The following is a 14,828-nucleotide window of genomic DNA, read 5'->3' on the forward strand; positions in this document are numbered from 1 at the left end:
TTCTTATGTATCAGGTTGTTGCGTCTGATTTAGATGGTACGCTGCTCTCTCCCGATCACACGTTGTCCCCTTACGCGAAAGAGACGCTGAAATTATTGACCGCCTGTGGCGTGAATTTTGTGTTCGCGACTGGCCGTCACCACGTCGATGTGGGGCAAATCCGCGATAATCTTGAGATTAAGTCTTACATGATTACCTCCAACGGCGCGCGCGTGCATGACACCGACGGGAACCTGGTGTTCACCCACAACCTTGACCGCGACATCGCCAGCGATCTGTTTGGCGTAGTGAATGCAAGCCCGGATATCGTGACTAACGTCTATCGCGATGACGAGTGGTTTATGAACCGCCACCGCCCGGATGAAATGCGTTTCTTCAAAGAAGCGGTATTTCACTATTCGCTGTTCGAACCGGCGATGCTGGAGCCTGAAGGGGTCAGCAAAGTGTTCTTCACCAGCGATGCGCATGAAAAACTACTGCCGCTGGAGCAGGCGATTAACGCACGTTGGGGCGATCGCGTGAACGTCAGTTTCTCTACGCTGACCTGTCTGGAAGTGATGGCGGGAGGCGTGTCGAAAGGGCATGCGCTGGAAGCCGTCTCGAAAGCGATGGGCTACAAATTGCAGGATTGCATTGCGTTTGGCGATGGCATGAACGACGCGGAAATGCTCTCGATGGCGGGGAAAGGCTGCATTATGGGCAATGCCCATCAGCGCCTGAAAGATCTGCATCCGGGTCTGGAAATCATTGGCATCAATGCCGACGATGCCGTACCGCATTATCTGCGTAAGCTCTTTTTGCGGTAATGCGATTGCTCTTTAGTTGACCAGTTGTCAACTAAACTCCCCGCTACAATGGGTGCCCTTTATTCAAAGAGACATCCATTGTGGCGCTACTCATCATTACCACTATCCTGTGGGCCTTCTCCTTTAGCCTGTTCGGCGAGTATCTCGCGGGTCATGTTGATAGCTATTTTGCGGTGCTGGTGCGTGTTGGGCTGGCAGCGCTGGTGTTTCTCCCATTTCTGCGTACCCGTGGGCATAGCGTAAAAACCATTGGCCTGTATATGCTGGTGGGGGCGATGCAGCTTGGCATTATGTATATGCTGAGTTTCCGCGCCTATCTCTATCTGACGGTCTCCGAACTGCTGCTGTTTACCGTCCTCACGCCGCTTTATATCACGCTGATTTATGATTTGATGAGCAAGCGTCGCCTGCGCTGGGGTTATGCCTTCAGCGCGTTGCTGGCGGTCATCGGCGCTGGGATTATTCGTTACGACCAGGTTACCGATCATTTCTGGACGGGGTTACTACTGGTACAGCTTTCCAATATCAGTTTTGCCATCGGGATGGTGGGCTACAAGCGTCTGATGGAAACCCGGCCTATGCCGCAGCATAACGCGTTCGCCTGGTTTTACGTTGGGGCGTTTCTGGTGGCCGTTGTCGCCTGGTCTATGCTGGGGAACGCGCAGAATATGCCGGAAACGACGCTACAGTGGAGCATTCTGATCTTCCTGGGCGTGGCGGCGTCGGGCATCGGCTACTTCATGTGGAACTATGGCGCGACCCAGGTGGATGCCGGTACGTTAGGCATCATGAACAATATGCATGTGCCTGCGGGACTGTTGGTTAATCTGGCGATCTGGCATCAACAGCCCCACTGGCCGAGTTTTATTACAGGCGCGCTTGTGATACTGGCTTCCCTGTGGGTACATCGGAAGTGGGTCGCTCCGCGCTCCGTACAAACGGCAGATGGTCGCATGCGTGGTTCCGCGCCGAGCGAATAAACGCTTCAGTCACCGCCTGACGCTGCTCGCCATCGCGCACCGCAGCGTAGAGGCGGCTCCATAAGCCGTCGCCCAGGGTTTTGGTGACGACCAGCCCCTGGCGTTCGAAACTCTCCACTACCCAGTGTGGCAGGGCGGCAATGCCCATTCTGGCGGCGACCATCTGAATCAGCAGCAGGGTGTTATCCACGTTTTTCAGTGACGGGCTGATGCCGGCGGGTTGCAGGAAATGCCGCCAGACATCCAGTCGGCTGCGCTGTACCGGATAGATCAACAGCGTCTCGCTGGCTAAATCTTCCGGCGTAATCTGCGTCTTACTGGCCAGCGGATGATCGGGCGCCAGCACCAGTCGTACTTCAAAATCGAACATCGGCGAATAGTGCAGCCCGCTGCGCGGCAGGATGTCTGATGTCATCACCAGATCCAGCTCCCCCTGTTGCAGCGCGGGCTGGGGATCAAACGTCACGCCGGATTTGAAATCCATCTCAACCTGCGGCCACCTGGCGTGGAAGTTTTCCAGCGCCGGGGTCAGCCACTGAATACAGCTATGACATTCAATCGCAATGCGTAATCGGGTCTGCTGTGGTTCGTTACAGGCCTGTAGGGCGCGGCTAATCTGCGGCAGTACCTGGTTTGCCAGTTGCAGGAGAATTTCCCCCTGTGGCGTAAAACGCAGCGGCTGACTCTTACGGACAAATAACCGGAAGCCAAGGCGCTGTTCCAGATCGCTGAACTGGTGAGACAAGGCGGATTGGGTCTGGTGCAGCGTAGCCGCCGCAGCCGCCAGCGAACCGCTATTCCGCAACGCCTGGAGCGTTTTCAGGTGTTTAATCTCGATCATGAAAGTCCTTCACTTCGGCATGAGTAAATTGCGCTTGAGGAATATACAGTACCTGCCAATTATAGATGTGTAAACATCTGGACGTCTAAAACTCGTCATATTTCGACTTGCAGATGCGTTGGCTTCCTCGCTTACCCCAGTCACTTACTTCAGTAAGCTTCTGGGGATGCGCATCGTTGCCGCCTTCCTGCAAGCCGAACTATTTAGAGTTTTTTATTCAGATTCAATGAAATAAGAGAGGAATAAACATGACAATCCGCAATCACACCCTCGGTTTTCCTCGCGTTGGCCTGCGTCGTGAGCTAAAAAAAGCGCAAGAGAGCTACTGGGCGGGCAACGCCACCCGTGAAGACCTGCTGGCAACTGGACGTGAACTGCGTGCGCGCCACTGGGATCAACAAAAGCAGGCGGGCATCGACCTGCTGCCGGTGGGCGATTTCGCCTGGTACGACCATGTTCTGACCACCAGCCTGTTGCTGGGCAATGTACCGGCTCGTCATCAGAACAGCGACGGCTCGGTGGATATCGACACTCTGTTCCGCATTGGCCGCGGTCGCGCGCCGACCGGTGAACCGGCTGCGGCGGCGGAAATGACCAAATGGTTTAACACCAACTATCACTACATGGTGCCGGAGTTTGTGAAGGGCCAGCAGTTTAAACTGACCTGGACTCAGCTTCTGGATGAAGTGGACGAAGCGCTGGCGCTGGGTCACAAGGTGAAACCGGTACTGCTGGGGCCGGTAACCTACCTGTGGCTGGGTAAAGTGAAGGGGGAGTCGTTCGACCGTCTGAGCCTGCTGAACGACATTCTGCCGGTCTACAAACAGGTACTGACCGAGCTGGCGAAACGCGGCGTTGAATGGGTACAGATTGATGAACCTGCGCTGGTGCTGGAACTGCCGCAGGAATGGCTGGATGCTTACAAGCCTGCGTATGATGCGCTGCAAGGCCAGGTGAAGCTGCTGCTGACGACCTATTTTGAAGGCGTCACGCCGAATCTGGATACCATCGCCGCGCTGCCGGTACAGGGTCTGCACGTTGATCTGGTACACGGTAAAGATGACGTTGCCGAACTGCACAAGCGTTTGCCGTCTGACTGGCTGCTGTCTGCGGGGCTGGTTAACGGTCGCAACGTCTGGCGCGCCGATCTTACGGAAAAATATGCGCAAATTAAGGACATTGTCGGCAAACGCGACCTGTGGGTGGCCTCGTCCTGCTCTCTGCTGCACAGCCCGATCGACCTGAGCGTCGAAACCCGTCTGGATGCGGAAGTGAAGAGCTGGTTTGCTTTCGCGCTGCAAAAATGCGGTGAGCTGGCGCTGCTGCGCGATGCGCTGAACAGCGGCGACACGGCAAAACTTGAAGCGTGGAGCGCGCCGATTCAGGCTCGTCGCCACTCCACCCGCGTGCACAACGCGGCGGTGGAGAAACGTCTGGCGGCGATTACCGCCCAGGACAGCCAGCGTGCCAGCCCTTATGCCGCACGTGCCCAGGCGCAGCGTAACCGTTTTAACCTGCCGTCATGGCCGACCACCACGATCGGCTCATTCCCGCAGACGACGGAAATCCGCGGCCTGCGTCTGGACTTCAAAAAGGGCAACCTTGATGCGAATCACTACCGTACCGGCATCGCTGAACACATCAAACAGGCGATCGTTGAGCAGGAGCGTTTAGGTTTAGACGTACTGGTACACGGTGAAGCCGAGCGTAACGACATGGTGGAGTACTTCGGTGAGCATCTGGATGGTTTTGTTTTCACCCAGAATGGCTGGGTGCAGAGCTATGGCTCTCGCTGCGTGAAACCGCCGGTCGTCATTGGCGATGTCAGCCGCCCGGAACCGATCACCGTGGAGTGGGCGAAATACGCGCAGTCCCTGACTGATAAACCGGTGAAAGGGATGCTGACCGGCCCGGTGACGATCCTCTGCTGGTCATTCCCGCGTGAAGATGTGAGCCGTGAAACCATCGCTAAACAGATTGCGCTGGCGCTGCGTGATGAGGTTGCCGATCTGGAAGCGGCGGGAATCGGCATCATTCAGATTGATGAACCGGCACTGCGTGAAGGGTTGCCGCTGCGTCGCAGCGACTGGGATGCTTACTTGCAATGGGGTGTGGAAGCCTTCCGTATCAACGCTGCGGTGGCGAAGGATGATACCCAGATCCATACCCACATGTGTTACTGCGAGTTCAATGACATCATGGATTCTATCGCGGCGCTGGATGCGGACGTGATTACCATTGAAACGTCGCGCTCTGATATGGAGCTGCTGGAGTCGTTCGAAGAATTTGAATACCCGAACGAAATCGGGCCGGGCGTCTACGACATTCACTCGCCGAACGTACCGAGCGTCGAGTGGATTGAAGCCCTGCTGAATAAAGCCGCTCAGCGTATTCCGGCGGAACGTCTGTGGGTGAACCCGGACTGCGGCCTGAAAACCCGCGGCTGGCCGGAAACCCGCGCCGCGCTGGCGAACATGGTTAAAGCTGCGCAGAATCTGCGTCAGGCATAATTCGCTGCTCGGGAAGTGCTAGCGCTTACCCGGGTTACAGGAAATCGCAACTGTTGTAGGCCCGGTAAGGCGTAGCCGCCACCGGGCAATTAACGTTTATTTCTTCCCGCCGTACTGCGCAAACCACTCAAGCATTCTTTGCCAGCCATCTTTCGCCGACTCTTCGTGATAGCTCGGACGATAATCCGCATTAAAAGCATGCCCTGCATCCGGGTAAACGACGATCTCCGCTTTGGCGTTTGCTGCGCGCAGCGCCTGCCGCATGGTTTCGACGGTATCCACGGGAATGCCAGTGTCCTGCCCGCCATACAGCCCCAGAACCGGCGCGTTCAGATCGGTCGCGATATCCACCGGGTGTCTGGGCGAGTTCAGGGTTTTGTCCCCGACCAGCTTTCCATACCATGCTACCGCGGCTTTTAACTGTGGATTGTGTGCTGCATACAGCCAGGTAATGCGCCCGCCCCAGCAAAAGCCGGTTATCATCAGACGATGTACATCGCCGCCGTTGCGGGAGGCCCAACTGGCGACGTGGTCCAGATCCGCCAGTACCTGAGAGTCCGGTACTTTGGCCACCAGACCGCTTAACAGCGTTGGGATATCGGCAAAATCATTCGGATCGCCTTCGCGGAAATAGAGTTCTGGTGCGATAGCCAGATACCCTTCCAGCGCCAGGCGGCGGCAAACGTCGCGAATATGTTCATGAACGCCAAAGATCTCCTGCACCACAATGACAACGGGTAACGCGCCATCGTTCACTTTTGGCCGCGCGTGCCAGGCGGGCATCTCATCACCCTGAGTAGGAATAGATGTTACGCCTGCGATAATGGCGTCATCAGGGGTGTGAACCGTTGTGGTAGCAAGGGGGGAAGCAGCAGGTGCAAAGCCAGATTGTTGTATCGTTGTCATGGTATTCTCCGTACCCTTAAGGAAATAGCGCAATGTTAAATATAGACAGCATGCAACAAATCACATTGCCTGAAACAGGCTATCTTTTGTGCAATGGTGCGCGGTATTGATATGTTTATGTGATGTAAATCACTATTTTATGGTAATTCAATGCAATTTATTTACTTCATGGTGATGAGCGTCACGAAACTATTTTTAGCTCTTCGGTAAAGTGTCTTTTTGCTTCTTCTGACAAACCCGATTCACAGAGGAGTTTTTATGTCCAAGTCTGATGTTTTTCATCTCGGCCTCACCAAAAATGATTTACAAGGGGCTACGCTGGCTATCGTCCCTGGCGACCCGGAGCGTGTGGAAAAGATCGCCGCGCTGATGGAAAAGCCGGTTAAGCTGGCATCTCATCGCGAATTCACCACCTGGCGTGCTGAGCTGGATGGTAAAGCTATCATCGTCTGCTCTACCGGTATTGGCGGCCCGTCCACCTCTATTGCGGTAGAGGAACTGGCGCAACTGGGTATTCGTACTTTCCTGCGTATCGGCACCACTGGCGCTATTCAGCCGCATATCAACGTGGGCGATGTGCTGGTCACAACCGCGTCTGTACGTCTGGACGGAGCGAGCCTGCACTTTGCGCCGATGGAGTTCCCGGCCGTCGCCGATTTTGAATGTACGACTGCGCTGGTTGAAGCGGCGAAATCCGTGGGCGCGACCACTCACGTTGGCGTTACCGCCTCTTCTGACACCTTCTATCCGGGTCAGGAACGTTACGACACCTTCTCTGGCCGCGTCGTTCGTCGTTTCAAAGGTTCTATGGAAGAGTGGCAATCGATGGGCGTCATGAACTACGAAATGGAATCCGCCACGCTGCTGACCATGTGCGCAAGCCAGGGTCTGCGTGCCGGTATGGTGGCGGGCGTTATCGTTAACCGCACTCAGCAAGAGATCCCGAATGCGGAAACGATGAAACAGACCGAAAGCCATGCGGTGAAAATTGTCGTGGAAGCAGCGCGTCGTCTGCTGTAATTCTTCCCTTCCCCACGAAAGGCCGACGCGTTCGGCCTTTTCTTTTTGCGTAGCGCCTCGCAGGAAAACCCTTTCAAACTGGACGTTTATACAGCACAATTCTATTTTGTGCGGGTAATTCCTTGATGCAGGGGGCGTGGTGGATATCACAATCATTTTGTATGCCGTGTTGGCGCTGGCGGGTGTGGGGGTAGGCTGGCTGATCGCCAGTTATCAACAGGCGCAGCATAAGGCCGAACAGCTGGCGGAACGTGAAGAGATTGTGGCGTCGCTCAGCGCTGCAAGACAGCAGGTTGCGCTAAGCGAACACTGGCGCGAGGAGTGTGAACTGCTCAATAACGAACTGCGCAATCTGCGGGACATCAACACCTCGCTGGAAGCGGATCTGCGTGAAGTCACCACGCGGCTGGAGGCCACTCAGCTGCATGCGGAAGATAAAATCCGCCAGATGATCAACAGCGAACAGCGCTTAAGCGAGCAGTTTGAGAACCTTGCCAACCGCATCTTCGAGCAGAGCAACCGCCGGGTTGATGAGCAAAACCGCCAGAGTCTGAATAGCCTGTTAACGCCGCTTCGCGAACAGCTGGATGGCTTCCGTCGCCAGGTGCAGGACAGCTTTGGTCAGGAGGCGCGTGAACGCCACACCCTGGCGCATGAGATCCGCAATCTACAACAGCTGAATGCGCAAATGACGCAGGAAGCGGTGAACCTGACGCGCGCGTTGAAAGGCGATAATAAAACCCAGGGTAACTGGGGAGAAGTAGTGCTGACGCGCGTACTTGAAGCCTCGGGTCTGCGTGAAGGTTATGAGTATGAAACCCAGGTGAGTATTGAAAATGACGCCCGCTCGCGTATGCAGCCGGATGTCATTGTGCGTCTGCCGCAAGGGAAGGATGTCGTCATCGACGCCAAAATGACGCTGGTTGCCTATGAGCGCTATTTTAACGCTGAAGATGAGTACACGCGCGAAAGCGCGTTGCAGGAGCACATCGCGTCAGTACGTAACCATATTCGCTTGCTGGGGCGCAAGGATTACCAGCAGTTGCCGGGGTTACGCACGCTCGACTATGTGCTGATGTTCATTCCTGTCGAGCCTGCGTTTTTACTGGCGCTGGACAGACAGCCCGAACTGATTACCGAAGCGCTTAAAAATAATATTATGCTGGTCAGCCCGACGACGTTGCTGGTGGCGTTGCGTACGATTGCCAACTTATGGCGCTATGAGCATCAAAGCCGTAACGCGCAGCACATCGCAGACAGAGCCAGCAAACTCTACGACAAGATGCGCTTATTTATCGATGACATGTCGTCCATCGGCCAGAGTCTGGACAAAGCGCAGGACAACTACCGGCAAGCCATGAAAAAACTCTCCTCAGGGCGTGGAAATGTGCTGGCGCAGGCGGAGGCTTTTCGTGAACTGGGGGTAGAAATCAAACGCGAGATAAATCCAGATCTGGTTGAACGTGCGACCTCGCAGGATGAAGAGTATCGTTTACGCGCGGTTCCTGAAGATCAACAGGATACGCCTTGTGCTGATGATGAGCGGGTAAATCAGCAATCGCACTAGTTCCTTCGGGGTAGCGGAGCCCGGTTGAAGGGTAGGGCAAATTGGCCCAATCTGTTACACTTCTCGAACATTTTATTGATGAGCAGGCACTGAGATGGTGGAAGATTCACAAGAAACGACGCACTTTGGCTTTCAGACCGTCGCTAAAGAGCAGAAAGCTGACATGGTGGCCCACGTTTTTCATTCTGTGGCGTCAAAGTACGATGTCATGAATGACTTGATGTCATTTGGCATTCACCGCTTGTGGAAGCGCTTCACCATCGACTGTAGCGGCGTACGTCGTGGTCAGACCGTTCTTGACCTGGCGGGCGGTACAGGCGACCTGACAGCCAAATTCTCGCGTCTGGTTGGCGAAACCGGCAACGTTATCCTGGCGGATATCAATGACTCGATGCTCAAAATGGGCCGCGAGAAGCTGCGTAACATTGGCGTGATTGGCAATGTTAAGTACGTGCAGGCCAACGCCGAAGCGCTACCTTTCCCGGATAACACATTCGATTGCATCACCATTTCGTTTGGTCTGCGTAATGTGACGGAAAAAGAGAAAGCGCTGCGCTCCATGTACCGTGTACTGAAACCGGGCGGGCGTTTGCTGGTACTTGAGTTTTCTAAACCAATTATCGAGCCGCTGAGCAAAGCGTATGACGCATATTCATTCCACATTTTGCCGCGTATTGGCTCAGTCGTGGCGAATGATGCGGACAGTTACCGCTATCTGGCGGAATCTATCCGTATGCATCCGGATCAGGACACCTTAAAAGCGATGATGCAGGACGCCGGGTTTGAAAGCGTCGATTACTACAACCTGACGGCGGGCGTTGTTGCGCTGCATCGTGGCTATAAGTTCTGACAGGAGACCGGGGATGCCTTTTACACCCTTCGTGACCGCAGGAATCGAAAATCTGCTCAATACCTTTCTGTACCGTTCACCGGCGCTGAAATCCGCCAGAGCGCGTTTGCAGGACAAGGTGCTGCGTGTGGAGCTCAAAGGATTTTCGACGCCGCTCGTATTGGTGTTCAGTGAACGCCAGGTCGATGTGCTGGGGGCATGGGAAGGCGAGGCTGATTGCACGGTCATCACACATGCCAGCGTGTTGCCTGAATTGCGCGATCGCCAGCGGCTTACCGCGCTTATTCGCAGCGGCGAGCTGGAGGTTCAGGGCGATATTCAGGTGGTACAGAATTTTGTGGCGCTGGCCGATCTGGCGGAATTCGATCCCGCAGAGCTTTTAGCGCCTTATACCGGCGATATCGCGGCGGAAGGGATCAGCAAAGTCCTGCGTGGCGGCGCTAAGTTTTTACGTCATAACATTCAGCGTCAGCAGCGTTATATCGCTGAGGCGATGACTGAAGAGTGGCGTATGGCGCCTGGGCCGCTGGAAGTGGCATGGTTTGCAGAAGAAACGGCAGCCGTTGAGCGTGCAGTAGACGCGCTGACTAAACGGCTGGAAAAACTGGAGGCCAAATGACGCCAGGTGAAGTACGGCGCCTTTATTTCATCATTCGCACCTTTTTAAGTTACGGCCTTGATGAGCTGATCCCCAAAATGCGTATCACGCTGCCGCTTCGGTTATGGCGTTACTCATTATTCTGGATGCCGAACCGGCATAAAGACAAACCGCTGGGTGAACGATTAAGGCTGGCTTTGCAGGAGCTGGGGCCGGTGTGGATCAAATTTGGTCAAATGCTTTCCACCCGTCGTGACCTTTTCCCGCCTCAGATTGCCGATCAGCTTGCGCTATTGCAGGATAAAGTCGCCCCTTTTGATGGCGCGCTGGCGAAAGCACAAATTGAAGAAGCAATGGGTGGCCTGCCTGTTGAAGAGTGGTTTGATGACTTTGACATCCAGCCATTAGCCTCTGCGTCGATTGCCCAGGTACATACCGCGCGGCTGAAGTCGAACGGTAAAGAGGTGGTGATTAAGGTTATCCGCCCGGATATTCTGCCGGTTATTAAAGCCGATTTAAAACTGATCTACCGTCTTGCCCGTTGGGTGCCGCGCCTGCTGCCGGATGGACGACGCCTTCGCCCGACCGAAGTCGTTCGCGAGTATGAAAAAACGCTGATCGATGAGCTGAATTTGCTGCGTGAATCGGCAAACGCCATCCAGCTACGGCGTAATTTCGAAAACAGCCCCATGCTGTATGTTCCCGAAGTCTATTCCGACTACTGTAGTCAGGACATGATGGTCATGGAGCGGATTTACGGCATTCCCGTTTCGGATGTGGCGACGCTGGAAAAGAACGGCACCAACATGAAGCTGCTGGCTGAGCGTGGCGTACAGGTCTTCTTTACCCAGGTGTTCCGCGACAGTTTTTTCCATGCGGATATGCACCCTGGCAATATCTTCGTCAGCTATGAGCATCCTGAAAATCCGAAATACATTGGGATTGATTGCGGCATTGTGGGGTCGCTGAACAAAGAGGATAAACGCTATCTGGCGGAGAATTTCATCGCGTTTTTTAACCGTGACTACCGCAAAGTAGCGGAACTGCATGTGGATTCAGGGTGGGTGCCACCGGATACCAATGTTGAAGAGTTTGAGTTTGCTATCCGCACCGTGTGCGAGCCTATTTTCGAAAAACCGCTGGCGGAAATCTCGTTTGGTCACGTTTTATTAAACCTTTTCAATACGGCGCGTCGATTTAACATGGAAGTCCAGCCACAGCTGGTATTGTTACAAAAGACATTGCTGTATGTTGAAGGGGTTGGACGCCAGCTCTATCCACAGTTGGATCTGTGGAAAACGGCGAAGCCGTTTCTTGAATCCTGGATTAAAGATCAGGTTGGCATTCCTGCGCTCACCAGAGCACTTAAGGAAAAAGCGCCGTTCTGGGTCGAAAAAATGCCAGAAATACCTGAACTGGTGTATGACAGTTTGCGCCAGGGCAAATATTTACAGCACAGTGTTGATAAGATTGCGCGCGAGCTTCAGGAGAATCATGTGCGTCAGGGACAATCCCGCTATTTACTGGGCATTGGCGCGACGTTGTTGTTAAGTGGGACATTCCTGCTTGTCAGCCGCCCGGAATGGGGGCTGATGCCTTGCTGGTTAATGGCCGGAGGCCTGGTCGCCTGGCTGATTGGCTGGCGTAAAACTCGCTGATTTTTTCATCGCTCAAGGCAAGTCGTGTATAATGCGACCTTAATAATTCATCATCTATCACAGAGGAACTCGTATGGGTGGTATCAGTATTTGGCAGTTGTTGATCATTGCCGTCATCGTTGTACTGCTATTTGGCACCAAAAAGCTCGGCTCCATCGGTTCCGATCTTGGCGCGTCCATTAAAGGCTTCAAAAAAGCGATGAGCGATGATGATGCGAAGCAGGATAAAACCAGTCAGGACGCTGATTTTACCGCTAAATCTATCGCTGATAAGCAAGGTGAAGCGCAAGGCGAAGCGAAGAAAGAAGACGCCAAAAGTCACGATAAAGAGCAGGTATAATTCGTGTTTGACATCGGTTTTAGCGAACTGCTGTTGGTGTTCGTGATCGGCCTCATCGTTCTGGGGCCTCAACGATTGCCGGTAGCGGTAAAAACGGTAGCGGGCTGGGTACGCGCGTTGCGATCCCTTGCGACCACGGTGCAGAATGAACTGACCCAGGAGCTGAAGCTCCAGGAGTTTCAGGACAGTCTGAAGAAGGTCGAAAAAGCGAGCCTCCAGAACCTGACTCCAGAACTGAAAGCCTCGATGGATGAACTTCGTCAGGCCGCGGAGTCGATGAAGCGTTCCTACAGCGCCAACGATCCTGAAAAAGCGAGCGATGAAGCGCATACCATCCATAATCCGGTGGTGAAGGATAACGAAGCGCAGCATGAAGGGGTTACACCTGCCGCCGCTGAAACCCAGGCCAATTCTCCTGAGCAAACACCGGAAACGGCTGATGCCGGGCAGCCTGAACAGACGGAAGCCGCTTCCGTAAACGAGATGGACGCAGAAAAGAAATCCGCCGCGACTGTTGTCGAATCCTCCCCCTCGTCGAGTGATAAATCGTAAACATGGCTGTAGATGATACCCAACCTCTTATTACGCATCTGATTGAACTGCGTAAGCGTCTGTTGAACTGCATTATTGCGGTTATTGTGATTTTTCTGGCGTTGGTCTATTTCGCCAATGACATTTATCACATGGTTGCCGCGCCGCTGATCGAACAGATGCCGCAGGGTGCGACGATGATCGCCACCGACGTGGCCTCGCCGTTTTTCACCCCTATCAAACTGACTTTCATGGTGTCGCTGATCCTGTCTGCGCCCGTGATTTTGTACCAGGTATGGGCGTTTATTGCCCCTGCGCTGTATAAGCATGAACGTCGTCTTGTCGTGCCGCTGCTGGTGTCCAGCTCGCTGCTGTTCTATATCGGTATGGCGTTCGCCTACTTTGTGGTCTTCCCGCTCGCGTTTGGTTTCCTTGCCAATACCGCGCCGCAGGGCGTACAGGTTTCTACCGATATCGCCAGTTACCTCAGCTTTGTGATGGCGTTATTTATGGCATTCGGCGTCTCTTTCGAGGTGCCCGTCGCGATTGTCCTGCTCTGCTGGATGGGGGTAACTACCCCTGAGGACTTGCGTAAGAAGCGTCCTTACGTCGTGGTTGGCGCGTTTGTCGTGGGGATGCTGCTGACGCCGCCAGATGTCTTCTCACAAACATTGCTGGCGATACCGATGTACTGCCTGTTTGAGGTTGGCGTGTTCTTCTCTCGCTTCTATGTCGGTAAACGACGTCCACGAGAAGAAGATGACGAGGCCGAGACTGAGCAGGCCGGGAAAACTGAAGAATAAACGCAACCGCCCGTCAGGGCGGTTGTTATATGGGAGGAAGCATGTTTGATATCGGCGTTAATTTAACCAGTTCGCAATTTGTGAAAGATCGCGATGACGTGGTGACGCGCGCGCTGGCGGCCGGGGTGTCGGGTATGCTTCTGACCGGAACCAATCTGCACGAAAGCCAGCAGGCGCAAAAACTGGCGCAGCGTTATGCCTGCTGCTGGTCGACGGCTGGCGTACATCCGCATGACAGCAGTCAGTGGCAATCAGAAACTGAAGACGCGATCGTCGCTCTGGCAAGACAGCCGGATGTGGTGGCGATTGGCGAATGTGGTCTGGACTTCAATCGTAATTTTTCCACGCCGCAAGAACAGGAACGTGCATTCCAGGCGCAGTTGCGCATTGCCGCTGAGTTGCAGATGCCCGTTTTTATGCACTGTCGGGATGCGCATGCGCGTTTTCTGGCGCTGCTTGAGCCGTGGCTGGATAAACTCCCGGGCGCGGTGTTGCATTGCTTTACCGGTACGCGTGAGGAGATGCAGGAGTGCATAGACAGAGGGCTTTATATCGGTATCACGGGTTGGGTCTGCGATGAACGTCGCGGTCTTGAATTGCGTGAGTTGCTGCCCTTCATCCCTGCGGAAAAACTGTTGATTGAGACCGACGCCCCCTACCTGTTGCCGCGCGATCTCACGCCTAAACCGGCTTCGCGGCGTAACGAACCGGCGCATCTGGCGCACATTCTTGCGCGCGTTGCCCACTGGCGCGGGGAAGACCCGCAATGGCTGGCGGCCACAACGGATGCCAATGTCAAAACGCTGTTTGGGATTGCCTTCTAAAGCGCGCTTAAACTTTACGAAACGCGGTGTTTTTCACGCTCTGCTTCACCTCTTTATTTAGCAGGTTAAGCAGCAGCATGGAGCGCGCTTCGCCATCCGGTTCGGTAAAAATCGCCTTCAGACCTTCAAATGCGCCTTCAGTGATAATCACGCTGTCCCCTGGGTAGGGCGTTTCGGGATCAACAACGCCTTCTGGTTTGTAGACAGAAAGCTGATGAATCACGTTGGACGGAACGGTGGCAGGGTGTGCGCCAAACCGCACGAAGTGGCTGACGCCGCGTGTGGCGTTGATCGTGGTGGTATGAATCACTTCCGGGTCGAATTCAACAAACAGATAGTTAGGAAAGAGCGGTTCGCTAACGGCGGTACGTTTGCCGCGCACCATTTTTTCCAGCGTGATCATCGGCGTCAGGCAATTTACCGCCTGTCTTTCGAGGTGTTCCTGGGCACGCTGAAGTTGCCCGCGCTTGCAGTACAGTAAATACCAGGATTGCATAATAACTCTTATCCGCTTGTCCGGGGCGCAAGCATAACAAAAGCCATGCGCTAAGTTAATTATACCCGTTGTATTTCAGGCTGCTTCTTTGTTGGCTA

General features: G+C 54.3%; 15 protein-coding genes. 12 read left to right on the forward strand and 3 right to left on the reverse strand.

The window, feature by feature from the left end; genetic code table 11:
• Positions 1-5: 5 nt before the first annotated feature.
• A complete protein-coding gene (gene yigL / locus CKO_RS00760) occupies positions 6-806 on the forward strand; it encodes a sugar/pyridoxal phosphate phosphatase YigL (RefSeq protein WP_012131170.1) in 801 nt (266 codons plus the stop codon).
• An 80-nt stretch (positions 807-886) separates the two neighbouring features.
• Positions 887-1,786 (forward strand): carboxylate/amino acid/amine transporter, encoded by a 900-nt coding sequence (locus CKO_RS00765; RefSeq protein ID WP_012131171.1) that lies wholly within the window; start codon positions 887-889, stop codon positions 1,784-1,786.
• Here CKO_RS00765 and metR read toward each other — a convergent pair.
• Complete coding sequence (gene metR / locus CKO_RS00770; RefSeq protein WP_012131173.1) at positions 1,674-2,627, reverse strand: HTH-type transcriptional regulator MetR; 954 nt, start codon at positions 2,625-2,627, stop codon at positions 1,674-1,676. The two genes, CKO_RS00765 and metR, sit on opposite strands and share 113 nt — an antisense overlap.
• A gap of 248 nt (positions 2,628-2,875) precedes the next feature.
• Between metR and metE the strand changes: the two genes are divergently transcribed.
• A complete protein-coding gene (metE, locus tag CKO_RS00775) occupies positions 2,876-5,137 on the forward strand; it encodes a 5-methyltetrahydropteroyltriglutamate--homocysteine S-methyltransferase (RefSeq protein WP_012131174.1) in 2,262 nt (753 codons plus the stop codon).
• Positions 5,138-5,233: 96 nt separating this feature from the next.
• On the opposite strand, the gene CKO_RS00780 is transcribed toward metE, so the two are convergent.
• Complete coding sequence (locus CKO_RS00780) at positions 5,234-6,043, reverse strand: dienelactone hydrolase family protein (protein ID WP_012131175.1); 810 nt, start codon at positions 6,041-6,043, stop codon at positions 5,234-5,236.
• A gap of 258 nt (positions 6,044-6,301) precedes the next feature.
• Here CKO_RS00780 and udp point away from each other — a divergent pair, with 258 nt between their 5' ends.
• The 9 genes from udp to tatD all read left to right on the forward strand — a co-directional run bounded on the left by udp (position 6,302) and on the right by tatD (position 14,234).
• Complete coding sequence (gene udp, locus CKO_RS00785; RefSeq protein WP_012131176.1) at positions 6,302-7,063, forward strand: uridine phosphorylase; 762 nt, start codon at positions 6,302-6,304, stop codon at positions 7,061-7,063.
• 139 nt (positions 7,064-7,202) lie between these two features.
• Positions 7,203-8,630: a DNA recombination protein RmuC gene (gene rmuC / locus CKO_RS00790; protein ID WP_024130102.1), complete on the forward strand. Its 1,428-nt coding sequence runs from the start codon at positions 7,203-7,205 to the stop codon at positions 8,628-8,630.
• 94 nt (positions 8,631-8,724) lie between these two features.
• Positions 8,725-9,480, forward strand: coding sequence for a bifunctional demethylmenaquinone methyltransferase/2-methoxy-6-polyprenyl-1,4-benzoquinol methylase UbiE (gene ubiE / locus CKO_RS00795; RefSeq protein ID WP_012131179.1), 756 nt, complete (start codon positions 8,725-8,727; stop codon positions 9,478-9,480).
• A gap of 13 nt (positions 9,481-9,493) precedes the next feature.
• Positions 9,494-10,099, forward strand: coding sequence for a ubiquinone biosynthesis protein UbiJ (ubiJ, locus tag CKO_RS00800; RefSeq protein ID WP_012131180.1), 606 nt, complete (start codon positions 9,494-9,496; stop codon positions 10,097-10,099).
• Positions 10,096-11,736: a ubiquinone biosynthesis regulatory protein kinase UbiB gene (ubiB, locus tag CKO_RS00805; protein ID WP_012131181.1), complete on the forward strand. Its 1,641-nt coding sequence runs from the start codon at positions 10,096-10,098 to the stop codon at positions 11,734-11,736. The genes ubiJ and ubiB overlap by 4 nt, the downstream gene beginning before the upstream one ends.
• A gap of 73 nt (positions 11,737-11,809) precedes the next feature.
• The gene (tatA, locus tag CKO_RS00810; protein WP_012131182.1) at positions 11,810-12,076 is read left to right on the forward strand and encodes a Sec-independent protein translocase subunit TatA; all 267 of its coding nucleotides are present in this window, start codon (positions 11,810-11,812) and stop codon (positions 12,074-12,076) included.
• 3 nt (positions 12,077-12,079) lie between these two features.
• Positions 12,080-12,628: a Sec-independent protein translocase protein TatB gene (gene tatB, locus CKO_RS00815; RefSeq protein ID WP_012131183.1), complete on the forward strand. Its 549-nt coding sequence runs from the start codon at positions 12,080-12,082 to the stop codon at positions 12,626-12,628.
• Positions 12,629-12,630: 2 nt separating this feature from the next.
• Positions 12,631-13,410 carry a Sec-independent protein translocase subunit TatC gene (tatC, locus tag CKO_RS00820; protein ID WP_012131184.1) on the forward strand — a complete coding sequence of 260 codons (780 nt, stop codon included), beginning with the start codon at positions 12,631-12,633 and terminating at the stop codon, positions 13,408-13,410.
• A gap of 41 nt (positions 13,411-13,451) precedes the next feature.
• Positions 13,452-14,234 carry a 3'-5' ssDNA/RNA exonuclease TatD gene (gene tatD, locus CKO_RS00825; RefSeq protein ID WP_024130103.1) on the forward strand — a complete coding sequence of 261 codons (783 nt, stop codon included), beginning with the start codon at positions 13,452-13,454 and terminating at the stop codon, positions 14,232-14,234.
• Between the two features lie 7 nt (positions 14,235-14,241).
• On the opposite strand, the gene rfaH is transcribed toward tatD, so the two are convergent.
• Positions 14,242-14,730 (reverse strand): transcription/translation regulatory transformer protein RfaH, encoded by a 489-nt coding sequence (gene rfaH / locus CKO_RS00830; protein WP_012131186.1) that lies wholly within the window; start codon positions 14,728-14,730, stop codon positions 14,242-14,244.
• Between the last annotated feature and the right edge of the window lie 98 nt (positions 14,731-14,828).

The sequence above is a fragment of the Citrobacter koseri ATCC BAA-895 genome, from assembly GCF_000018045.1.
In the GTDB taxonomy this organism is placed as follows: domain Bacteria; phylum Pseudomonadota; class Gammaproteobacteria; order Enterobacterales; family Enterobacteriaceae; genus Citrobacter_B; species Citrobacter_B koseri.